The 22,312-nt window shown below is 34.3% G+C and carries 26 protein-coding genes and 3 tRNA genes; 14 read left to right on the top strand and 15 right to left on the bottom strand.

Annotation, left to right across the window (positions count from 1 at the left end; translation table 11 throughout):
* Positions 1 to 180: 180 nt before the first annotated feature.
* The gene (locus tag OOL05_RS05550) at positions 181 to 1,779 is read right to left on the bottom strand and encodes an ABC transporter permease (RefSeq protein WP_264376040.1); all 1,599 of its coding nucleotides are present in this window, start codon (positions 1,777 to 1,779) and stop codon (positions 181 to 183) included.
* 130 nt (positions 1,780 to 1,909) lie between these two features.
* Between OOL05_RS05550 and trhO the strand changes: the two genes are divergently transcribed.
* A complete protein-coding gene (trhO, locus tag OOL05_RS05545; RefSeq protein WP_264730125.1) occupies positions 1,910 to 2,755 on the top strand; it encodes an oxygen-dependent tRNA uridine(34) hydroxylase TrhO in 846 nt (281 codons plus the stop codon).
* Here the strand turns inward: trhO and OOL05_RS05540 are convergent.
* Positions 2,752 to 3,168 (bottom strand): hypothetical protein, encoded by a 417-nt coding sequence (locus OOL05_RS05540; RefSeq protein ID WP_264376038.1) that lies wholly within the window; start codon positions 3,166 to 3,168, stop codon positions 2,752 to 2,754. The two genes, trhO and OOL05_RS05540, sit on opposite strands and share 4 nt — an antisense overlap.
* A 137-nt stretch (positions 3,169 to 3,305) precedes the next feature.
* On the opposite strand from OOL05_RS05540, the gene OOL05_RS05535 reads away from it, so the two are divergent.
* Entirely contained in the window at positions 3,306 to 3,464 is a 159-nt protein-coding gene (locus OOL05_RS05535) for a type II toxin-antitoxin system RelE family toxin (protein ID WP_019236727.1), read from the top strand.
* A 324-nt stretch (positions 3,465 to 3,788) separates the two neighbouring features.
* Here the strand turns inward: OOL05_RS05535 and OOL05_RS05530 are convergent, their stop codons facing one another.
* Both OOL05_RS05530 and OOL05_RS05525 read right to left on the bottom strand, forming a co-directional pair.
* Positions 3,789 to 4,061, bottom strand: coding sequence for a type II toxin-antitoxin system RelE family toxin (locus OOL05_RS05530; RefSeq protein WP_264730123.1), 273 nt, complete (start codon positions 4,059 to 4,061; stop codon positions 3,789 to 3,791).
* Entirely contained in the window at positions 4,024 to 4,233 is a 210-nt protein-coding gene (locus OOL05_RS05525; protein ID WP_007302130.1) for a DUF6290 family protein, read from the bottom strand. Before OOL05_RS05525 ends, OOL05_RS05530 begins: the two co-directional genes overlap by 38 nt.
* 199 nt (positions 4,234 to 4,432) lie before the next feature.
* Between OOL05_RS05525 and OOL05_RS05520 the strand changes: the two genes are divergently transcribed.
* Entirely contained in the window at positions 4,433 to 4,837 is a 405-nt protein-coding gene (locus OOL05_RS05520) for a hypothetical protein (RefSeq protein WP_264730121.1), read from the top strand.
* Between the two features lie 116 nt (positions 4,838 to 4,953).
* On the opposite strand, the gene OOL05_RS05515 is transcribed toward OOL05_RS05520, so the two are convergent.
* Both OOL05_RS05515 and OOL05_RS05510 read right to left on the bottom strand, forming a co-directional pair.
* Positions 4,954 to 5,229 carry a type II toxin-antitoxin system RelE family toxin gene (locus OOL05_RS05515; RefSeq protein ID WP_264682880.1) on the bottom strand — a complete coding sequence of 92 codons (276 nt, stop codon included), beginning with the start codon at positions 5,227 to 5,229 and terminating at the stop codon, positions 4,954 to 4,956.
* Positions 5,220 to 5,435, bottom strand: a complete 216-nt coding sequence (locus OOL05_RS05510) for a hypothetical protein (RefSeq protein WP_264730119.1) — start codon at positions 5,433 to 5,435, stop codon at positions 5,220 to 5,222. Before OOL05_RS05510 ends, OOL05_RS05515 begins: the two co-directional genes overlap by 10 nt.
* A gap of 233 nt (positions 5,436 to 5,668) precedes the next feature.
* Here OOL05_RS05510 and OOL05_RS05505 point away from each other — a divergent pair, with 233 nt between their 5' ends.
* Positions 5,669 to 6,211 carry a hypothetical protein gene (locus tag OOL05_RS05505; protein ID WP_264730117.1) on the top strand — a complete coding sequence of 181 codons (543 nt, stop codon included), beginning with the start codon at positions 5,669 to 5,671 and terminating at the stop codon, positions 6,209 to 6,211.
* Positions 6,212 to 6,568: 357 nt separating this feature from the next.
* On the opposite strand, the gene OOL05_RS05500 is transcribed toward OOL05_RS05505, so the two are convergent.
* Together OOL05_RS05500 and OOL05_RS05495 are read right to left on the bottom strand one after the other, a co-directional pair.
* A tRNA-Ser gene (locus OOL05_RS05500) sits at positions 6,569 to 6,655 on the bottom strand.
* A 31-nt stretch (positions 6,656 to 6,686) separates the two neighbouring features.
* Positions 6,687 to 7,475, bottom strand: a complete 789-nt coding sequence (locus OOL05_RS05495; protein WP_029237622.1) for a DUF2163 domain-containing protein — start codon at positions 7,473 to 7,475, stop codon at positions 6,687 to 6,689.
* A gap of 77 nt (positions 7,476 to 7,552) precedes the next feature.
* Between OOL05_RS05495 and OOL05_RS05490 the strand changes: the two genes are divergently transcribed.
* Positions 7,553 to 7,738: a hypothetical protein gene (locus tag OOL05_RS05490; protein ID WP_264730114.1), complete on the top strand. Its 186-nt coding sequence runs from the start codon at positions 7,553 to 7,555 to the stop codon at positions 7,736 to 7,738.
* Positions 7,739 to 7,858: 120 nt separating this feature from the next.
* Here the strand turns inward: OOL05_RS05490 and OOL05_RS05485 are convergent, their stop codons facing one another.
* Positions 7,859 to 9,901 (bottom strand): WD0745 family porin, encoded by a 2,043-nt coding sequence (locus OOL05_RS05485; RefSeq protein WP_264730112.1) that lies wholly within the window; start codon positions 9,899 to 9,901, stop codon positions 7,859 to 7,861.
* A gap of 328 nt (positions 9,902 to 10,229) precedes the next feature.
* Here OOL05_RS05485 and OOL05_RS05480 point away from each other — a divergent pair, with 328 nt between their 5' ends.
* On the top strand, positions 10,230 to 11,543 hold the full coding sequence (locus tag OOL05_RS05480; protein WP_007302125.1) for a lipase family protein: 1,314 nt from the start codon (positions 10,230 to 10,232) through the stop codon (positions 11,541 to 11,543).
* 42 nt (positions 11,544 to 11,585) lie between these two features.
* Here OOL05_RS05480 and OOL05_RS05475 read toward each other — a convergent pair whose 3' ends face one another.
* The 4 genes from OOL05_RS05475 to OOL05_RS05460 all read right to left on the bottom strand — a co-directional run bounded on the left by OOL05_RS05475 (position 11,586) and on the right by OOL05_RS05460 (position 13,965).
* Entirely contained in the window at positions 11,586 to 12,413 is an 828-nt protein-coding gene (locus OOL05_RS05475; protein WP_007302124.1) for a 3'-5' exonuclease, read from the bottom strand.
* Positions 12,406 to 13,290: a GTPase Era gene (era, locus tag OOL05_RS05470; protein WP_007302123.1), complete on the bottom strand. Its 885-nt coding sequence runs from the start codon at positions 13,288 to 13,290 to the stop codon at positions 12,406 to 12,408. The genes OOL05_RS05475 and era overlap by 8 nt, the downstream gene beginning before the upstream one ends.
* 41 nt (positions 13,291 to 13,331) lie before the next feature.
* The gene (locus OOL05_RS05465; protein ID WP_264730110.1) at positions 13,332 to 13,790 is read right to left on the bottom strand and encodes a hypothetical protein; all 459 of its coding nucleotides are present in this window, start codon (positions 13,788 to 13,790) and stop codon (positions 13,332 to 13,334) included.
* Positions 13,791 to 13,892: 102 nt separating this feature from the next.
* A tRNA-Gly gene (locus OOL05_RS05460) sits at positions 13,893 to 13,965 on the bottom strand.
* Between the two features lie 159 nt (positions 13,966 to 14,124).
* Here OOL05_RS05460 and OOL05_RS05455 point away from each other — a divergent pair.
* From OOL05_RS05455 to OOL05_RS05440, 4 genes are all read left to right on the top strand, one after another.
* Positions 14,125 to 14,745, top strand: a complete 621-nt coding sequence (locus tag OOL05_RS05455) for a ribonuclease D (protein ID WP_007302121.1) — start codon at positions 14,125 to 14,127, stop codon at positions 14,743 to 14,745.
* Between the two features lie 79 nt (positions 14,746 to 14,824).
* Positions 14,825 to 15,151, top strand: coding sequence for a thioredoxin (gene trxA, locus OOL05_RS05450; protein ID WP_007302120.1), 327 nt, complete (start codon positions 14,825 to 14,827; stop codon positions 15,149 to 15,151).
* A 39-nt stretch (positions 15,152 to 15,190) separates the two neighbouring features.
* Positions 15,191 to 15,267, top strand: a tRNA-Ile gene (locus OOL05_RS05445).
* 561 nt (positions 15,268 to 15,828) lie between these two features.
* Positions 15,829 to 16,170, top strand: a complete 342-nt coding sequence (locus OOL05_RS05440) for a hypothetical protein (RefSeq protein ID WP_264730108.1) — start codon at positions 15,829 to 15,831, stop codon at positions 16,168 to 16,170.
* A gap of 15 nt (positions 16,171 to 16,185) precedes the next feature.
* Here the strand turns inward: OOL05_RS05440 and OOL05_RS05435 are convergent, their stop codons facing one another.
* A complete protein-coding gene (locus OOL05_RS05435) occupies positions 16,186 to 17,319 on the bottom strand; it encodes an alpha/beta hydrolase (RefSeq protein ID WP_264730106.1) in 1,134 nt (377 codons plus the stop codon).
* A gap of 180 nt (positions 17,320 to 17,499) precedes the next feature.
* Here OOL05_RS05435 and OOL05_RS05430 point away from each other — a divergent pair, with 180 nt between their 5' ends.
* From OOL05_RS05430 to OOL05_RS05415, 4 genes are read left to right on the top strand one after another with little or no spacing between them, the layout of a single operon-like run.
* Positions 17,500 to 18,159: a CADD family putative folate metabolism protein gene (locus OOL05_RS05430; protein ID WP_264376025.1), complete on the top strand. Its 660-nt coding sequence runs from the start codon at positions 17,500 to 17,502 to the stop codon at positions 18,157 to 18,159.
* A gap of 22 nt (positions 18,160 to 18,181) precedes the next feature.
* A complete protein-coding gene (locus OOL05_RS05425) occupies positions 18,182 to 18,568 on the top strand; it encodes a dihydroneopterin aldolase (RefSeq protein WP_052264775.1) in 387 nt (128 codons plus the stop codon).
* Complete coding sequence (gene folP, locus OOL05_RS05420) at positions 18,565 to 19,818, top strand: dihydropteroate synthase (RefSeq protein ID WP_264730103.1); 1,254 nt, start codon at positions 18,565 to 18,567, stop codon at positions 19,816 to 19,818. The genes OOL05_RS05425 and folP overlap by 4 nt, the downstream gene beginning before the upstream one ends.
* Positions 19,815 to 20,294, top strand: a complete 480-nt coding sequence (locus OOL05_RS05415; protein WP_052264777.1) for a dihydrofolate reductase — start codon at positions 19,815 to 19,817, stop codon at positions 20,292 to 20,294. The genes folP and OOL05_RS05415 overlap by 4 nt, the downstream gene beginning before the upstream one ends.
* A gap of 493 nt (positions 20,295 to 20,787) precedes the next feature.
* On the opposite strand, the gene purF is transcribed toward OOL05_RS05415, so the two are convergent.
* A complete protein-coding gene (gene purF, locus OOL05_RS05410) occupies positions 20,788 to 22,173 on the bottom strand; it encodes an amidophosphoribosyltransferase (protein ID WP_264375095.1) in 1,386 nt (461 codons plus the stop codon).
* Positions 22,174 to 22,312 lie beyond the last annotated feature (139 nt).

Genomic DNA, 22,312 nt, shown 5'->3' with positions numbered 1-22,312 from the left:
TAAGTGCATCTGAAACCAGTGCTTCTTGTTTTGTCATTTGAGCTTCCATAATGTCATCCGAGTAGCTGATACTGAGATCCAACTAAGTTGATAAACACGAAAGCACTGACCATTTGCTTCTATAGTTGTCTTTTTTCGTCTATCTTATTTTGTTACTCTGCTGAACAGATGCAAAATAGTTTATTTTTGATTCTTATCATCAAGTGTGAATAAGATTATTGTAGAGGTTAAACCTATAATAACTATCATTAACGAAAATGGGGCAGCTTCTCTATAACGCTCGTCGCTTACAAGTTCATATATTCTAGTTGATATAGTTTCAAAATTAAATGGTCTGATAATTAGTGTTGCCGTGAGTTCTTTTACCGTATCCATAAACACGAGCAGAAATCCCGATAGTATGCTTTTCTTGATAAGGGGAATATGAATATTCAGGCACGTGGAAATAGGCCCATGACCCATAGTATATGCAGTCCATTCAATTTCATTTGGTGTTTTTTTGAGTCCCGACTCTATCGCTTTGAAAGATATAGCAAAAAAACGAAATAAATATGAGTAAACTAATGCACCAATAGTTCCTACCAAGCTAATTTCCACAATATATTGAGTAATGAAAGAAGATATTCTGCTTAAAAACATTATTATGCTAATTGCAATAATTGCATTTGGAATTGCATATCCAAGAGAAATGAGACGTGCTATATTGCTTATTACCTTATTTTTACGTGCTGTATATCCAATAATTATTGCAATGCTGATCGAGATTAGCGCGGTAATAAATGATAAACTAATACTGTTTGCTATTATATTATAGAATCTTGCTTCGTATATGAAAAAGCCTTTCTCTATGCTCCAATATATAAGTGGAATCATTGGTAAAATAAAGCCTATTAATATCGGCAATAAACACATAAGATAAGAAAAGATCAACGATATAGAACCGTTTATACTACGTTTATTGTGATAATCTGCATTAGTATTGATTGAAGAGTAAGATATTTCTCTTTTTTGTAGTTTTTTCTCGATAACTATTAGTGTTGCAACGAAAATCAGTTCTGCAACTGCCAAAACAGTAGTTGAATATTTGTCATGCAATAAAAACCAAGTACGGTATATTCCTGTCGTGAAAGTATCGATAGCAAGAAACTGTGGTGTGCCGAAATCTGTAATTACTTCCATTAGTACCAAGGATAACCCAGCTATAATTGATGGACGTATGGAGGGTATGATGACAGAAAACAGACTCTGTAATGAGGAGAACCCAAGTGTTGATGCAATAGTGACTGAGTTACTAACGCTCTTTAGACTTGAGCGGACCAACATATAAACGTATGGATATAGACTAAATCCCATTACTAATATTCCACCACCTAGGGATTTGATCTCGGGAAACCAATAGTCACCTTTGCCCAATTGAAAAGTATCTCTTAACAAGCTCTGAATCGGACCTGAAAACTCTAGCGTATTTACATAAACAAACGATACTATATATCCAGGAATTGATATCGGAAAGAATAAGGCAATCTCAAAAATTCTACTTCCGGGAAACGAAAAAAATGTAGTAAGCCAAGCTGGAATTACTCCAAATATAAAGGATATTAACCCTACTCCTACCATCAAAATTAACGTATTGAGTATATATTCAGGAAAAAGTCTACTAATTACCCATCCAGAGTTTGCTGATTCTGTAAATAGAATCGATATTAACGATAGTATAGGGCAGACAAATAATACACTTACTAAAAACAAGAATATATTTTTAAATACTCTCAGAAACATTAACTTGAATCTATATTTGATATTAAAATGTTATATGCAAAAACTAAAGATATCCAGTAATTAACAGCCGTCCTATTGAATATCTTCATAATTTTATATATTATGTTTTAAATCGATAAACTAATTAATTATGAGTTTTGTCATTGCAACTTTCTATCATTTTGTAAAACTCTCTAATTATTATGACATGAAAGATGAAATAAAAGTTGCATGCGACAATGTCGAATTAAAGGGTACTATACTCCTTGCAGAAGAGGGTATTAATGCAACCGTATCTGGTGAAAGAAACGCGATTGATAAAATATTCGATTTTCTACGTTCTGATTATAGACTAAGGGACCTTACATGGAAAGAGAGTGCAGCAGAATATCAACCATTTAGTAAGATGAAAGTGAGATTAAAAAGAGAAATTGTGAATCTTGGTGTAAGTAATCTCGATACTTCCGTTAGAGGTCAGTACATTGATCCAGATTATTGGGATGATTTTATCTCTCAACCTGATGTTTTAGTGATAGACACACGAAATGATTACGAAGTAAAACTAGGCAAGTTTAAAAATGCAATCAATCCACATACTCAGCGTTTTCGAGATTTTCCTCAGTGGGCAGAGTCTTTCTCTGAGAGTAAAGATCTGAAAGTGGCTATGTACTGCACTGGTGGAATCAGATGTGAGAAATCTACAGCATATATGAAAAGCCTTGGATTTAACGATGTTTATCACCTTAAAGGCGGTATTCTTTCCTACCTTGAAAAAACTGGTAATAAAAGTGGTAATTGGGAAGGCGAGTGTTTTGTTTTTGATGATAGAATTGCTGTTGATCACTCACTCGCCCCAAGTGATAAAATAAAATGCATATTCTGCTCAAGTAAAGTTTCAACTGATGAGCTGAAATCAGTTCCACGTGGCCAGGTAGTTTGCTCTGATTGTAAATCTTTAAGTATTGAAAGAAAGCTAGAATTCAATACGAACCTCTAAGAAAATCTGCTTATTGCACACTTACTAACCTCAATTTTATCAAGACATTTACCTACGACATAGCCCGCTCCAGCTCCAAGTAACGCACCAACTATAGCAAATGCAATCAACACTACACCAGAACCGCCAATAAGAGCTAAAGTTTCTTGCCATAAACAACATGCTGCAACTAGACCAGCAGCTAAACCAATTCCTGCACCTCTGCACCTAAGTTTCATATTATTACTAATATTGTAACCTCTTCTAGATTTTATGTTATGACTAGTATTGTTACTTATCCAATCAAAGGTTTTGATATCTAGGTTTTTGTCCATAAAAGCGATAAGCTCACCTATTGTTTTTTTATGTAAATTATCTAAAAATATAACTTTACCTTTTACATTTTGTTCAAATACATTTTGTTTGCGTGTCATTTATTTTTCCATACTATTAGAATATATTTTTACTACACTTAATGTCTTAATAGTTGGTAAATTCCCATACAAGAATAAGTAGATAATCTTACCACTATAGGTGGGACTAAAGCGCTGTAAGATTAAATTCCTGAAAAATGTTAGTAAGAAGAGCTTTTCCAAAAACAATAAAGTTAAGAGTTGAAGAGATAGTAAAAGAGCGACTTACAGTTAATCCAATTGATTTTGGTGAATCGTTTTGTTACAAACTCAAAGGATACAGAAGACTGAGAACTGGCGATTATCGTATCATGTAAATGCTGCAAAGTATGAAGTGTTTCAATAAAACACAGAAAAGACATTTACGAGTCTGAGGCTCCATACTAGTATCCTTCCAGTATTAACTTACTGTAACCTTTCCAGTTGAGCCACTGCGATTCTTTGCAACGTTTATTCTCTAATTCGTTATTAGCATCGATTTTATAGTCTGTAGAGTAGTAAAATTATAGGGGTATAGTCAAAAAATGAGTTATTTTTGAGCTGAGCAAAGCCACCTAAGGTGAAGAGGAAAGAGGGCTGTATAATGAAATATACAATGCTTATAGGAAGGTTCTAACTTTTATAGATGTATTCTCTATGCTCTATTGCAGTATTATTACTGTACGTTCTAATTTACTTATCCTATAAACCAAACGATAATCACCAGATCTTATTCTACGATGTCCTTTGAACTCACCGAGCAAGGGATCTCCTGCCTTCTCAGGAGAAAGTGTAAGACGCTCTTTTACGATTTCTTTTACCCTTGACCATATTGTCTTTGGAAGATTTGGAATGTCTTTGTGAACTACATTTTCCTCATAGCAGATTAAATACTTATCACCAGTTGATGTCTTCATGCCTGATGAATTTTGCATTTCGAGTGTCACGTTGAATAGCAAGTTTGGCTATTGCCATATCTTCTTCATTTTCAATTGCTTCTTGTATAAACTGCTCTGCTAGCTCTTGAGCTGATTGATTCTTTACTTTAGCTAAACGAGTAAGGTTTTTTAAAACTTTTTCACTAATGTTAATACTTGAATCAGCCATAAGTTTTACCAAGTTCTACTACTGTATAATTATACAACATTTTCCTAAAATTTTCAATAAAGAATGGATCAGGAAGGAAGGGTGTATATTACTTGTTTTAACTTTCGTGAAAACTGTATTGAGAAATAACCATATCATTATTAATATATTAATATTTATATGTTAAAATTGTACTAATTTTTTAATTAAGGAGAATGTTATGCCATCTAATTTACAAAGAGGTATTGTTGCTGAAAATTCAGGAACGAGGGGAGAAAATATATTCAAAGGTCCAGAACAAAAGTTGGATAATCAATCAACACAGTATGGAAAAACACGTGTACACCGAAATGAATCAAATTTGAATGATTTGGATCAGGACAAGGGGGTACAATCAGCTGATACATTAAATGGTTGCCATAGAGAATGCGAAGGAAAATGGCCAGGTGATGGTTGGTGGGCAACAGCAGAGCGAAATAACTGCAAGTGGTGGTGTCATCTGAGAGATACTCATGGCGAATTTAGATCTGATTCACAGGAGTCAACCCCTACTGATATAAGTGATACATTAAGAGGTATTGGAGACAATTTCCATGCTCTCGCAGATTCATTTTCTGTTCTGTAGCAGATACAGTAAAAAGTGTGAGGCTTCTTTATTTTTCCTAAAATTTTCAATAAAGAATTATATCGGAAGAATGGATCAGGAAGAAGGGCTGTATAATGTATATTTAATGTTTATATTTATTTTTTATAAATATCACATCTATGTCCTATCTCTGTGATAGTTACTATTTGTTCTAATTGATTTACTCTATAAATTATACGATATTCACCAACTCTTAACCTTCTACGTCCTTTTAAGCTGTGGTGTAATGGTTCACCGAGGTTTATTGGATCAACTGTAAGACGTTCTTTTATAGCCTTTTGGATTCTTAGCCTTATTGTTTTTTGAAGGTTTGGTAAATCTCTCTCAACAACACTTTTGAGAGACTTAACTTTATAATGCTCTAATCCCACTTTACATCTTTGTAATCAACTGTTTCTGCACCTTCAACATCACGCTCATCAGAAATTTTAGACACTAAAAAGTCTTCAATTTCAAGCTCGATTGCTTCTTTAAGTAGTTTTTCTGCTAATGCTTGAGCAGGTTGCTTAGTAAGTTCAGATAATTCAGCAAGATGCTGTAAAGTTTCTTTACTGAAAGCTAAATTAGCGTTTGCCATAAGTTTTACCAAGTTCTACTACTCTATAATTATACAACATTTTCATGAAATTTTCAATAAAGAATTGTTAAGGTGAAGAGGAAGGAGGGCTGTATAATTTGTTTTAACTTTCGTGAAAACTGTATTGGAAAGCTAATATACTATTAATACTATATTAGTACTAATATATTAAAATGTTAATCTTTGGGAGAATATTATGTCAATAGGTAGATGGAATTAGAGGGAAGGTATTTTTGAAAGACGAATTTGGTAAAGACGAATTTGGTGTTGGTAATAGGGAAAAGTGCAATAAGATATGTACCCGCGGTAAATTTTTTGATAAGGAATGCTCTGATAAATGTCTGTATCAGCTGATTAGGTCAGCTGATGGGCATACTGATGATGTCAAAAAATGCTTAGTAGAGAATGTTAAGGGAAAATGTGATTTAAAAATTGTAGATGTTGGTTGTATGACTGGAGCCCAGGATCTACCTAAAACTTATGCAATACCTGGATATGATCCTAATGTGGGTAATTTATTGATAGAGAGCAAAGCGAAAGAACTTCACAATTGTCACAGAAACTGTGAAGATAAATACAGTTCCTGGGATCTAGTCGGTAGAGGAAAATGTAAGGTAAACTGTGATGAGAGGTATCCTACTAACGGTGACATGTGTGATGAGGTACTGCCTATCAAAAAGTGCGCTGATGAATGTAAATCTGCTATGTCTACTATGTATAAATTATCTCAGGCACATGCAGCAGAAATGGACACTTACGATTTAATGTCTGTTTAACAAAAAAGTGTGAGGCTTCTTTATTTTTCCTAAAATTTTCAATAAAGAATTATATTGACATATTATGGTAGGTTAAGTATATACGGGTATTAGCTTTTGCTGAGGTTAGGGAGAAATGACACAGACTAAGTATAGTATTGCAAGATATTGTTAGGAATAGGGAAGGTATGCTGGCTACTGGATGTATTTCTATTACTCTTCGTCATCAAAAATCAAGAAGGCTCTGCAACTTGATAACTCTATTCTTTTATTGACGTAGATGACTCTGAAAAATTGCGGAGCTGAAGTGCTAATGCTATATGGTTATTACGTTCAAGAACAAAACGGAAAATCCTATGTTATACTAGAAATAATGTGCGGAAAAGGGGGGATTCGAACCCCCGACATATTTTCATATGTGCACGCTTTCCAAGCGTGTGCTTTAGACCGCTCAGCCACCTTTCCATACTTATTCATAATATTAAAAATTATGCTGCTAAACAACTGGTATATATGGTTCGCCACGGAAATTCACAGTATTGTTAAACTTGTTTTTGCACGTTAAAAACGCTTTATCACAACCTGCAAGTATCGAATATTTATCTCCGGTAGAAATTTGATATGGAGGAGAAGCAAATAATGTAACTACTTTATTTTTGTATTCTTTAACTACAACTTCAAATGTTGCTGAACTAAACACTCCGTGCTTATAATATCCATCGCTTTCGATTAAATTAGTGTCTTCAAATCTTCTTTCATCTATCACTTTAGTAATTGTGCTCATTCTACTAAACTTTTTAGCATCAGCTTTACATCTATCATCGCAAAATTGTGCCCTGCATACAGGAGAATATAGCTCTGTTATGCTTCTCTCAAGCTTTGTCGCAAGACCTCTAATTTCAGCGATAAACCTCCCACTATTTAATGTTACTTTACCAAAAGTTCCTGCATGCAAATTCATAATTCCCTGACTCAAATCTTTATAATTCACAAGAAATATTTCAATATTTGCAAAGTCATGCCTTCCTGATAAAACATCTTTTTCTTTAATATCAGCACTATTTAATATTCCTTCAATTTCTAGATTATCAGTTCTCAAATCGCTATTTAATATTATACTGCTGGCTATAAAACCGCTTGAAGATTTATAGAGTATATTATTGAGATTTAAATCTTTATCATAGTCAGTGAATCCCATTACCTCCCCACTTACAAGTGTTAATTTCCAGCAAGTAGCGATGGTAAGTAATTCTCCAGTTAAATGGTTTTTTAGTTTGGTTTGCATACTGCTTAATTGATTGAATTTGAAAACGTTCGATAGGTAAGGGATTATATCCATTATCTGAGTAGCCATAGGGTGTCATGCCAGCGCCCAGACATTGGCATCCAGTTAAATTTACGAGTATAAAAGTAATGTTAAAATACAACGTTTCTGATGATGATGGAAAAATGGATCCCAGTGTCAAGCACTGGGATGACACCATTTACTATGCAAATTGCCACAATTTTCGTACAGCTGTGACTGGGATGACATTACTTATTGTGTGAATAAAATAAATACTCGTAGAGTTTGTTACGCACTGGCTTATGTTTATTTGATCGACAAATAAACACTAACAGACAAGACACACACCACATTCAAGTTGTGGTGTGTATTACTAGAACAAATTAGAAAGAAAACTTCACACCAGTTAGTAGAAGAATTCCTTGGTTAGAAGGTACATCAGTATCTTTTTGGTCTTTCAGCGCACCTTGTTCATCAGTCATAAAATAATGTAAGGCTGCATAAGGAACAAACTTGCTCTTATTGCAAGAAGATAGATCATACTGAACACCAAGTGCAACATCATGAAGCATATCTTTGTCGCTCATTCTGCTACCAAAGTATGTCAAGCTTGTGTAGATATTATCATATTGATAACCAGCACCTGCAGTCCAATACATGGTGTCCTTGTCATTAAATTGCTTTAAGCCATTTTTTCTAACATCATCATTAGTATCTTTATATTCTTTTGAAGTAGGGTTGAGTTCCTTGATACTCTTCGGTTGACCAGATTTGCCTAAATATGCAAAAGAAGCAGCGAATTTTATATTTTGACCTTCATCAATCTTATAATCAGCGCTTACACCCAAATTAACACCCATCAGGTCATTGTACTCTACAAATTCCTTATAAAGATGCTTATCTTTACTTGGCTCTTTTGCCAAGCCAAACTCACCAACTACGGAAGTTTTAACTTTTATATTATGTTTACTAAAGTCATATTCATATGATGCACCAGCACTTATTATATGCTGGTAATCTGGTCCAACATGTCTTAACGTTTCCTCATTCTTTACCCCTGTTACCTTATTACTTGAATCTTTGAGGAAATCTGGAGCTATTTCTTTTACAACGGATAAACCACTATCGTAGCGAGGTGAGTAGCTAAGACCAAATCTTGCACCCATATAATTCGGCGAGTAGTAAGCAGCTCTAAACGGCAATGTGGTCATAACCTCTTTGTTGTATTTTCCTGCCATACGGAAGGAGAGTTTTTCGCTCTCGCTCGAGAAGCTTTCAGTGTAAAGACGTGGTGTTACGTAAAATGGGAAGTTTGCAGCACTTCCTTCTAAGTTTACTTTTCTGAACCAGTCACTATCTGCAGCTCCATCAACAGTTGCAATTCTTGTTGCATCAAGTCTCATCAGAGACTCAGGACCAAACTGATAGCCAAGTTTCAGATCACCATATTTTGAATTCAAAAACACATGTGCACTTCTACCTCTTGCAGCATTCACGCCTTGTGAAGCTCCTTTACCTTCAGTAACTGGAACATGGAATTGTACATCGGCACCATAACGAAGACCAATATCCTCATTTTTATTTTCAGCTCTTAAGTGCAATATTGCATCTGAAATCATGCCCATGTTTTCACTGTAATCACCAATATTCCCTATCCCTTTAGGAAATATTGGATTTGCTCCTTTTATACTATCTGGAGTATTGTTAAAATAATCTGTAGATTTACCTGGCATAACATTATAATGGTTATAGCCACTTAGCCCATGGTTACCATAACCTTGAGAATCAACAACGCCACCGAAAGTTATTCTTAAACCATCCCCTTGATTGGTATTGATAATATCAATACCACCAACTGAAACAACAGGACTTGCCTTACCTTTTTCCTCTGTATTGCTGTTAACAACTTTTACATCCTTTTTTATATCTTTAGCTTCAATTTTAGCATTCTTAGTTTTAGAACCCTTAATTTTTGACTTTTCTACATTAGAATTTTTAGTGCTTAGAGCTTTCGCCTTTGAATCCTCTATAAGCTTTGCTTTTTTCTCTTTTGCTAGCCTAATTTCATCTTTTTTCTTTTGTTTTGCTACTAATTTTAACTCTTCTTTTTTCTTCTTTTGTTCAGCTGCTAATTTTAACTCCTCTTTTTTCTTCTGCTCAGCTGCTAATCTTAGTTCTTCTTTTTTCTTAAGCTCCTCAGCTTTTTTTCTTGGATCAGCATTACATATCCTGTCCATTTTTTCTTTTAGTTTCTTATTTGACGTCTTCATCACTTCCATCTTTCCAGAAGTTTTGATTGACTCGTTACTCTCTTGCTTTTTTACTTCCTTCATACTCTCGTCAGAAAAGTCAGCAGCAAAGCCACTGAAAGAACATAAAGTCAATAGAGAAGCTAGAGCAGTTCTAGTATAAATAGATTTTTTCATGAAGTGCCCCCAAAAAATTTTAAAATCATAACATAAATAGTATAAAGGTGTTGAAAATCCAACTTAAAGCAACCTTATAGCGAAAATAAAAGTAAAATGCAATACTTTAAAAGCAACTTTCTTAATACGCTCAACGTGTATATTAACCAAAATTTAGTACAGAGGTTTGCTTGTTAGTGTATTATAACTCTATACTTATTCTATGGAAGTAAAATTTACTCAAGTGAAAGTACATAAAGATTAAAATATTAATATAACTATTGACAATAATATTAGTTTATATTATAATTAGTGAATTATTGTTTTATTTTTAATAATCAAGGTATTTATGGATTTTAGTTTTTTACGAAATTGGTTTAGCACTACAGGTGCTGCTACAGGGTCAGAGCCAGGTAATACTGAACAGCCAGATTCTATTTCAGTAGATGATGGCAAATACGAGATGAAAGAATATGACGATGAATTTGAGATCATTGAAGATTATGAATTTATAAATCGTGCTGATCCAAATGAGCCATGTTCTTTACCTTCTGACTATAAAATAGATGAAAGTATTGTAAAAATTGCAGGATTTGATCGAGAGAAATTATTAGAAATGGGTAATTTCTGCAAGATAAGCTATGGCGATGATGATGGTAAATTAAGTAAAAAAAGATGTAACAACCTAGCTCAAAGAGTATACAAAACTGAATTTGAAATTGTAGAAGATTTTGAAATTGTTCCATCTACTGAAAAAATGTATAAAACTAGAGCTGAACTCATCAGCGAAGGTTATGAAATTATTCCATTTGGTAATAGCTTTGAAAAAGATGCTGGTCACGTTTTTATAAAAGGTAAAGAAATAACAATAGCTTACCATGGTACTCGTCTGAGCCAGAGTTTTAATGATGGAATTACTGATATAAATGTACTTTTTGCTACTTCGGAATTTTTACCTGAAGGTGGAAGAATTCATTGTGGTTTCTATAATTCATTTATGGATTCATGGCCTAATCTGTATGGCATTTTGAAATCTCATGCTGAAAAACAGGGATCAGAAATCAAGGATTTTAAAATTAATCTCACAGGTCACAGTATGGGAGGAGCTATTGCTAAGATAGCTGCTTTATGCCTCAATAAAACAGAAGGAGCTGAAGATGTTCATGTTGCAACTTTTGGTGATCCACGAGTTTTTGATCTTACTGCTAGTGAATTTTATAATGATGTTCTTCAAGAAAAAACCATTAGAGTAACTCAACATAGACAAGACCCAGTACCAGCGGTATCACCTGGTATTTGTGGTTATGCTCATGTAGGTGCACAATTGAGAATATCAGTACCTGAAGGATATTTTGTTCATCAAATAGATGGTTATCATGAAGCCATTAAAATAATGGATGAAAAAGATTTCCGATCGAACAATAACGTTTCTCTCTTTTATTACCCTTCGAGAATATTAAGTCGAATTAACTGTGCAGTTTTAGGTAATGCTCAATATTATGCTGCTAATTTAGGTAATTATATTCTTGGTGGACAAAATTTTTTCGAGAAAGTAAAAAAGGAATACCAAGATAAAAACTTAGAAAATTTTTCTAAGCTTGAACAAGCAGAAGTTAAGCAAAGGGCACATCAAAATGTCTTTTCTACTACAAGGAGTTTATAACTACTATACAGAGCAATCATTAGATTGCTCTGTAGCATCTATTCATTTAAATTCAATATAAAAATTTCCACCAGAAGTTATTTTCCATTCTTCTTTAAATTTCTTTAGGTGTTCTTTTTTTTCGCATTCTAAAAGCAGTTCTTCTATGCTCTTATTATAGCTTTCTGTAGTAATTCTTCCTTGATGATGCATAAACCTCAAATAAATCAAATAAGTGTTAATCACATCTGTTTCACAATAATCGCGAATCTCTTGTATTTTGCCACTATCATATAAGTCCATAACTTGTGAACCATCAACTCCAATCTTACCGGGAAGATTAAATGCTGCGCAAACTTCGTTCATCTTCATTCTTGCAGAAGCTCCAAAATCAGAGAGAGATTCAAGCAAATCACAATGCCAATCACTACTGTACCTCTGATTGTAACTATTCCACTTATCGCCAGCTTTGTGAAAATATTCTGCTTGAATGCCATGAACCATAGCACGGTACTTCAGTACCGGTATATCAAAAGTGCGTCCATTGAACGAAACTAGTCTTGGCTTTTTCTCTGATATGTAGTTAAAAAATCCCTTTACTAGCTCTTTTTCATTGGAGTTTACTGTGCCTCCAGATCTTATTTCTTGTAGTGTGAACATTTCATAACCGCTCTGGCGTGTTATATTACAAAGTAAAAAACTAATGACTACAACAAGGTGGAAGGGCTGACGCAGAAAAGAGTTTTGCCCGTTTGTTATTTCAAGATGATATTTTGTTAATGCGTTCCTCTTTTCTTCTACACTGCTATCATCACTAATATTTAGTAAATTCTTGCAGGAATTTACATCTGGTATAGTTTCAATATCAAATACTAACAAAGAATTAAGCATTACTTATATATTCCTCAGGGCGATCAGTCCAAGGTCGCACTTTTACGAACAAAAAGAGATGAACTTTACACTCAAATAACTTTTCCAATTCTGTACGCGCCTCGATATTAATTTTTTTTATGCTACTGCCGTCTTTTCCTAGCACTATTTTCTTATGATTATCTTTCAATACAAATATGATCTGTTTTATGACTAAACTCTTATCTTTTTTTTCCTCAAATTGTTCAGTTATAACAGCTGTAGAGTATGGCAATTCTTCACGTAGGTTCAAGAATAACTTTTCTCTCGTAATTTCCGCTGATAAAAAATCAGCTGAGGAATCAGTTATTTGATCTTTTTCATAAAACCAAGGGCCTATCGGTGCAATTTCAGACAAGTAACTAGTCAGATCAGAAAGTCCATCATTCTTCAGTGCCGAGATCGTAAAAATTTTTTCAAACTTATAAAGCAAATTTAGGTGCTCATGTGCCATCTTGAGCTCTGATTTCTTTACTAAATCAGTTTTATTGATAACCAAAATGCATCTGCCTTTTGTGCGCTCCAGTCGTGCAAATATCGTTTTTATTCTTTCTATATTTTTTAGGTAATTGTTTACATCAACAAGCAATAAAGTAATGTCACTATCCTTAACTGCTCCCCATGCAGATTTGACTAAAGCTTTTTCAAGATTTGTTTCTGCTGAAAACACTCCCGGAGAGTCAGTAAAAACAATTTGCGCATTGTTGCATATAGCAACACCCCTTACCTGTGTCCTTGTTGTCTGCACTTTAGGGGTGACAATTGCAATTTTCTTGCCTACGATGCTGTTAATTAGCGTTGACTTTCCAGCATTTGGCAAACCAGCTATCGTTACAAATAAGCATTTTTCTTCTTTCACAAAGGAAATTATAAAGAAAACTAAATGCTAACGTCAATTGATTATTTTGCAGGTAGATTGCACTCTTCCTCTTTTGAAGAAAAACGCTCAACTATAGGTGATATAATATAATCATTCACTTTTTCAGCTATTGGTTCAATAACACAAAATGTTACAAATACCCCTGCGATTACTGCTATGGGTGCTATCACCGCACCTGCTAAAGCTGCCGATCCCATTCCAAGCATTGCACCAGGGAAAACAGCAGTTGCAGCTGCAGCAAGACCAACTCCAGTTGCAAAGCTTGCAGCACATGAACAAGCACCAATAAAAAAACTTTCTTTGGAAAATTTTTCATTATAAATAAATTTACATGCAAGTAAGGCTGCCGAAACCGCAGCAATAATTCCACCCATTACTAAAGGTGATAAAGCTGTAAAACTGAGTCCCAAACCTGTAAGTGCTCCTATTGATGTAGCTATACCTAAGTCAAATAACATTGGTTTAGTCTTGTTGTCCATATAATCCTCCTAAATAATAATTTTCTAAAAAGCTTTTAGCTACTTTTAGTATAGCTGAACTAGTTGAATAGGGGAAGGAAATTTTTTATGTTAAAATTAAAGAGCGGGAGAAGGGGTTCGAACCCTCGACCTCAACCTTGGCAAGGTTGCGCTCTACCAACTGAGCTACTCCCGCAGTTAAATTCTGCTTAGATTCTACTTCTAATTATAGGTACATATTACAATTTGTAAACCCTACATGCATGAAAATCATGAGAGCCAATTTTCTATGATCTTTTCGTATACTTAAAACTCATTTTTGATTATTGTATGTGTCATAAAACATATTAAATTTATGAGAATATTTATATATAAGGACGACCTGCCAGCCAGTGCAATACCGAATGATATAAAATCTATAGCTGTTGATACAGAGGCAATGGGGCTACTGCATAGCAGAGATAGATTATGCCTTGTTCAGCTCTCTTTCAATGATGGCAACGCTCACTTAGTTCAATTCAAAAACGATTATACAGCTCCAAATTTGAGAAAAATATTAGAGGATAAAAATATAACCAAAATATTTCACTTTGCGCGATTTGATGTGAGTATAATACATTACTACCTGCAAACTTGGGCACTGCCTTGCTATTGCACGAAAATAGCCTCACGTTTAGTTCGCACCTACACAGATAATCATAGCTTAAAAGAGTTGTGCTTAGAACTACTTGATATAAAATTAAATAAGCAACAACAATCTTCTGATTGGGGAAATGAAAATTTAACAGACAAGCAAAAAAGTTATGCTGCATCTGATGTTTTATATCTCCATAAAATAAAGGAAAAGCTAGATTTAATGCTAGAACGTGAAAATAGAAAAGAATTAGCCGAAAAGTGCTTTGAATTTCTTCCTACTCGTATTGAGCTAGATTCAATGGGTTGGGGGAGTGTAGATATCTTTAATCATCATATGTAATCACTTCACTTGAATCCAGAAAAATTTAGTTGATCAGCTGTTAATTGATACGCTATATTTATAAAAATTTAGGTATTTTATGAGTGATGATATTAAAGCGGTAAATGATCAAAATTTCGAATCTGAAGTTGCTAACCACAAAGGATTTGTGCTGGTAGATTTTTGGGCAGAATGGTGTGGACCATGCAAAAGTCTGATGCCACGTATCGAGCAATTGGCTGAGGATAGAAAAGGCAAGATCAAGATCTGCAAGTTCGACATAGATGGAGAAACTGAAGTGCCAAGTAAGTATGGAGTTCAATCTATACCTACTTTAATCATATTTCAAGATGGTAAGGAAATTGCACGCAAAATTGGCGCAATAAATGATTTACACAGTTGGGTTGATAGTGAAATAAGCGAGTAGACAAATTTCCTTTTGCGTGTATTATAGGTGTTGATAAAAGGGATTGTAGCTCAGTCGGTTAGAGCAGTTCGCTCATAACGAATTGGTCGTAGGTTCGAGTCCTACCAATCCCACCACTATCGATACAATTGCAAGGTCTACTTTCTTGGATAAGCTTTTTGCCTTATTAAAGTACTTGGTTGTTAGTGTTTGAAAAATCCATGATATTAGATTCCTTGCATAACTGGAATTCAAAAATTCCAGCGCGGTTTTCTTATTGGATCTCAGCTGGGATGACGCCTGGTTATGAAAGAAATCTATTGTCAAAAAAAATTACTTCCGCGTATTTTGAATCTGATTATAATGACAATTAGAGATATTTTAAGAGCTCAAATTTGTCTGCAGACTTTCAATTAATCTTTCAATAAAAAGCGTGCTCTTCAGCTTATATCTGTCGTGTGTGCGCTGCATTTTTTTCTAATCTTTTTATACAGGAGGATTTTATGTCCAGAATTCCAGATACTTGACCTTTACTTTAGCTAATCACAGGCGCCTGTGATTTTTATAAAGAAAGTGTAGGAAATAACCAAAAACTGTTTCCAGGCATAAATTTGCCATGTATACCTAAAAAGTAATGGTATTAACATAATGTTCATATTTGCATGCTAATATTAGAATTATTTGAATTGGAGAATATTATGCAACAACAAGCATCAAACAGAGAGAAAGGGATTAAATTTATGCTGAATCAATGTCGTCAGAAATGCTATGTCAACAAAACAAAACAGACAGACCAAAAATGCCTAGATGAATGCCGTGAGTATCACTATCCTAGAGTTTTGAAATTTTGTAAGTTGAAATGCGATTCCTACACAAAAAAACAGACAGACCCAGAATTCCTAGATGAATGCCGTAAGGAGTGCATTTCTAAATTTTATCCACAAATTAGTGAGAAATTATTAGCTAGTGAAAACAATCTCTATGATGAAAGCACAGAATTATCACTTATGGCAGATACTCTAGATGCAATGTTTTTTTAATCACAAAAGAAACACTTATTGCAATATTTGCAGAGATGTTAGCTTTTTAGATATACCCTGACTTATTGAATAATTCTTTAAATTGGTAAAATACTGTTTCTTTTCCTCTATTTCTTTTTCACTATTCTTTCCACATATCGCTTCTGTTTTTATCTCTGGTTGTTTCTCTTGATTGAGAGAGCCCTTCTTTTCAAAATAATTATCTGTGAATTCTAAAAAGAGTGAAATCAGCTCAGGAAGATTGTATTTGTGTTCACTTGATGAGCACAATTCTGTAATCGAAGAAAAGTGAATATCATCTGCCTTAATAGGTAGTAACGATAGAAACTTATTCCAGCATTTTTTCATTATTCCAACTTCAGGTTCAAGGTTTTTTATTTTAGCTAAGTTGGCATGCTCCATAAAAAACTCTTTATATTGCTCAAAACCTTCAAAAGTTTCTTTTTTTTGGTAGTTTTTTTTCCTATGACTTTTTTCTATGTCAGCAATTTTAGTACCTATATTTGCCTGCTTACTAATAAAGCCATCGTTCTCTAAGTTAAAACAAATTGTGTATGGAGTAATGTCGTTTACTATTGTGTGTGGCTTAAAGTGCCAACCAAAGCATTTGAGTATGAATTTTATTATAGGAGGAAATAGCCATTTAGGTTTTGATATGTGTAGTAATTTCACTACAAGTTTTTTGAATGAGCTAAAGGATTTATTGATAATGCATCTTAAATGAATATTTTCATCTTTTTTAAACTTTTTATAAACCTCCGCAGCTATTGGTCCTCCAGCACAGCTTCCATACAGTACTATATTGTCTGGGTGAATGCCTTGCTTTAGAAGATCTGAAATGACTCCAATTCCTGCATTTACTCGATTTCGACCGTTTAAAGAATGGCCTTTGCTTTTTCCAGAACCAGGAAAATTAATAAGGTGAACATCCATACCTGCTTCAGCTGCCCAATTCCATTCACTTTTGTCTTCATTTGGCTCTTTTTCAAAAGTATATGTAAGCCCTGGAAAGTAAACTATATGCTTTTTCTTTCTGCTATCTGCACTGCTCTTCGAGTTTGACATCACGATCTTTTGAATTCGCATTCCATTTTGAACTTCTACGAACTCTTCCCTAATTTTTATTGTATTTTCTTCTGTTACTTTCATTTTGCGTTTTTCACTATATTGATTTAATAATACATGAAATTTTAGAAAAAATCAATTTTACTAAAAAATTAACTTATAGCGTATCTATCTTTATATTTATTGGAATTAAAGTAGTAGTGAGAAATGCCTCTTGACATTTGATAAACCTAAACGTAGCCTAAAACAATTTACTGTTTATTTATGACATTTGTTCAATTACTTAATAATCAATTAGATAGTTTACACTTATTAAAACACCCATTTTACGAGTCATGGAATGAAGGTGGCTTAAGCCTGCAGGCTCTGCAAACCTACGCTAAGGAATATTATCACCATGTTGCTGCTTTTCCTCGTTATATCAGCGGTATACATTCCTTGTGTCCGAATTTGAAAATGCGGCAAGTTTTACTTGGTAATTTAATAGAGGAAGAACAAGGCGACGAGAATCACCCAGAATTATGGCAGCGTTTTGCTGAAGGACTGGGAGTAGCACGTTCAGAACTTTGTGAAAATGCACAAATTAAGGAGACACGAGAATTAGTTGATGGTTATTTTGACATTGTAAAATCAGATTTTGCAGCAGGTCTTGGAGCTCTGTACGCTTATGAACGTCAAACTCCAGAGGTTTCTAAGTCTAAAATTGAAGGTCTGAAAAAACACTATTCAATAAATGATGAGCGTTCTCTCAAATTTTTTACCGTTCATATGGGAGCTGATGAGTGGCATTCTGAAGAATGTGCAAACCTTATTGCAGATTTAAACGAAGAAGAACAAGAGAAAGTTATGCAAGGCGCTGAAAAAGGAGCAAAACTCTTATGGGGTTTTCTTGATGGCATGATGAATGTTGATGTTTGTCATTAATTATAAGTAGATACTAAATTCAGTGGTAGCATGTAATCTTCTTATATCTGATTTACGGCTTTGGGTTCATTTGGGATGTAGTGCAGAAGAGAAGTCTTCTCCCCAATTGGTGAGTATTGACGTTGATTTCACTTTTAAATCTCCTCCTTCAGGGCTTACAACTGATCAACTTAAAGATACTATCTGCTATTTGGAAGTAGTGCAAAATATTCAATCTCTTGTTCAGGGCAAGCAATTTAATTTAATCGAGCATTTAACTCATGAGATATACAGAGCCATTAATAACCTTTTGCTGCGAAAGAAGCATATTATTTCTTCTGTCAGGGTGACTACTCACAAAATCGCACCACCAGTTCCTGGTGTGCATGGGGGCGTTTTTTTTACTTACTGTAATGAATTGCAAGAATGATCTATATTTCTATTGGATCAAATATAGGGAATCGCCTTTCCCATTTACAAAGAGCTACTGAGTTACTAAAGAAGCGCTATTTAAAAGACTTAAAGTCTTCGATCATTCTAGAAACTGAGGCTATTTTACCAAATGGTGCTCCACCTGAGTGGAATAAGCCATTTCTTAACATGATTGTCTATGGAAGTTGTTCTTCTTCTCCTGAGGAGCTACTAAAAGGCTTAAAACAAATCGAATGTGATATTGGTCGTCCACAAGTCTACGAAAAATGGGCACCTCGTGTTATTGATTTAGATATTTTGTTATGGGATGATCTAACGCTTGATACACCTGACCTTAAAATTCCTCATCCAGAATTGGTACACAGACCATTTTTGCTCCACTTGATGGCAATGGTTAACAAAACTTTTGCTTTCAATGTTCAAGAATGTTTTTCAAAGAGTTTTACGCTTTCACCAAAGCTTATGGGTATCGTCAATATTACCCCTGATTCATTTTCAGATGGTGGTCTTTATTATGATGCGAATCGAGCAACCAAGCAGGCATTGCAGTTGGTATCAGATGGTGCAAGCATAGTTGATCTTGGAGCTCAATCAACAAGGCCTGGAGCTTCAATAAAGACGCCAGAGGAAGAGTATGAACGTCTAAAAACAGTACTTGATAATCTTAGCGACTATATGAAAAATGGTGATATTGAAGTCAGCATTGATAGTTTTTGGCCAGACGTTATTTTAAACGTTTTGAAGCACTACAATATTGCCTGGGTAAATGATCAGAAGGGAGATCTGAGTAGTAATACCTTAAAAGAAGTTGCTAGCAGTGGGTGTAGTGTCGTTATTATGCATTCACTTTCGATACCACCACATAAGGACAATATTATTCCACATGACACTGACCCAATTGATATCATAAATAATTGGGCAGAGAAGAGCATTAACAAACTACTAGGCCTGGGTTTTGATGAAAATTCAATAATTATTGACCCTGGTATTGGTTTTGGCAAATCTATGTATCAGAATATTCAGATTTTACGCAGTATAGAAACTTTACAAAATTTTGGCTGCAAGGTTTTAGTTGGCCATTCCAGAAAGTCATTTATTTCCTCTTTTTCCATAGAATCTCCCTCTAATAGAGATTTAGAAACAATTGCTACATCTGCTATACTGCAAAATAAGGTTGATTTCCTTAGAGTGCATAATGTACGCGACCACATGAGATTTTTTGTAGCCCAAGCTGTCTTAAAAGGATGAAGATTATTGGAATTATGGCTGTTGACCCTAATGGGGTAATTGGAATAAATAATGATTTGCCCTGGCGTTATCCAAGTGAATTCAAACATTTTTGTCAAGTAACCGACAAGCAAGTTATTGTGATGGGAAGAAAGACATTTGAAACCGTGCCTCAGAGCATACTAAAGAATCGTACACCTATTGTTTTCTCCCGTAACAAGTGTTTTAATAGAGGTCCAAAATGTACTGTTGTCTCTTCCATGCAAGAATTTCTGTCAATTCAAAGTAGTTCTCAAGTCTTTGTGATTGGTGGGGCACAAATAGCACACCTTTTTTTAGAGCATAACCTAATCTCAGAATTTATTATAACTGAAATTCACAAGCCCTATAAGGGTGATACATACCTCAATTTAGCATTTTTTGATGGATGGAATAAAACTATTCTCGTCAGAACAGAAGACTATACTATATTCAATTGTATCCGTTCAGCAGAGTAGTAAAATTATTAGCATAAAAGTAATCAGCCTTTCTTACCAACAAAAACCTAGCATAACTTTTGTGCTCAAAAGATTTCTGGATTCCAGCATCAAGTGCTAGCCTGAAGCTTTAGCTATAAATATTAAGAAATTTACCAAACGAAGAAAAAAGGCAGAAGAATCCTCGTGTGACGAGTTTTATAATGTAAATTGGCGCTATAATAATGTGCTAACAAGCGCGTTTTGGCTGAATGTAGAAAAAATAAAAAAAGCCGCTATAATTTTTGTGTAATTTGCCAATAAATATTTGAGTTTTTTACTGATTTTGTGATTGAGCCTGCAGGTCAAAAATAAGGATAAATACTCTTAGTATCATAGTAAAGGGAATGACGAAATTTGTAAAGTAGTTTTCACTCAAATGACGCCCAGGCAAAAACTATATGGTTATGCAAAAAATCTATTTTTAAAACTGTTAATATAACATAGAAAAAACCTCACCTTCATTAATAATAGATTACTTACCAATTGGGTAGTCACCAGTGAAACAAGCATCACAATATTGCGGTGTAGCATTGTTACGTTTTTCTGCTTTAACAGCTCTGTATAGCCCATCAATACTCAAAAAGGCTAAGCTATCTACTCCTATACTTTCCTTTATCTCTTCTATAGATTGAGTCGCAGCAATTAAATCTTTGCAATCTGGTGTATCTATTCCATAAAAACAAGAGTGCTTAATTGGTGGACTTGAAATTTTGAGGTGAATCTCTTTTACTTCTGCATCCTTTAGCATAACTATTATATTTCTGAGCGTACTACCACGCACTATACTATCATCTATTAAAATTATGTTTTTGCCTTTCAAAGTGTGCTTATTAGCATTGAATTTTAATTTTATTCTAACTTTACGTACTTCAGCGGTGGGTTGTATAAAAGTTCTTCCTATGTAATGATTACGAATTATCCCCAGTTCCATAGGTAATCCTGAATGCTTTGCATATCCAATAGCTGCAGGTATTCCAGAATCAGGTATTGGTACAACCATATCTACATTGTTTTTTGGTGGGCTCTCTTCTGCAAGTATTCTTCCTATTTCTTTTCTTATATCATATATGGACCTCTTCTCCATTATGCTGTCTGGTCTCGAGAAGTAAACGTATTCAAAAATACAAAAACTTGATTTTTGCTGTGGGAAAGGAAACATTGAGGCTAGCTTACTATCCGAACTGATGGTAACTAATTCGCCTGGTTCTATTTCTCTAATAAACTCTGCATTTATTATATCAAGAGCACAAGTTTCAGATGCAAGAACGTAAGAACCGTTTAACTTTCCTAAAACAAGAGGCCTGATTCCAGATGGATCACGTACTCCAATAACTACTTCTTGATTGATTGCCACAAAAGAATAAGCACCTTGTATTTGCTTTAATGCATATATAAAACTCTCTAAAAAGCTATCTTTTTCACTGCTTGCTGTCAGATGCACTACTACTTCTGTATCAATATCTGACTGAAAAACGCACTCTTGTTTAATTAATTGTTCGCGTATCGGAGAAATATTAATTAAATTACCATTATGTGCTATGGCAAAATCCCCAAATTTGCCACTTTTGCCAAACATGGGCTGCACTCCAAATTTACTACCACTTGTTGAGTATCGAACATGACCTATTGCACAATCCCCAGGTAAGGATTTCTTTATTTCATCTATATCATCAAATACACTGCTCACTTGGCCTTGAAAGTGATAAGAGTGCAGCTTATCGTTGTTACTGGTTACTACGCCAAAAGACTCTTGACCTCTATGCTGCAAAGCGTGGAGAGCAAGTATAGAGTTAAAAGCAGCACTTTGGTTATAACTTATGCCAAATACCCCGCACTCCTCATGTACTTCATCAAGCATGAAAAATATTAAATAAAGCCTGATTGTACTTTAGTAGAGGCAAAGTACAAGAATTTTATTTGTTAATCCCTTTCAAAGTTGAAGCTTTCTACGGTAGTTTTGATGTATACCAGAAAGTAGGTTATATGCAATTAACCAA

Origin of the sequence: Wolbachia endosymbiont (group B) of Episyrphus balteatus (assembly GCF_947250575.1) — a bacterium.
In the GTDB taxonomy this organism is placed as follows: domain Bacteria; phylum Pseudomonadota; class Alphaproteobacteria; order Rickettsiales; family Anaplasmataceae; genus Wolbachia.
Note: the sequence above shows the minus strand (reverse complement) of the source record. Positions and strands in the feature narration are given on the sequence as shown.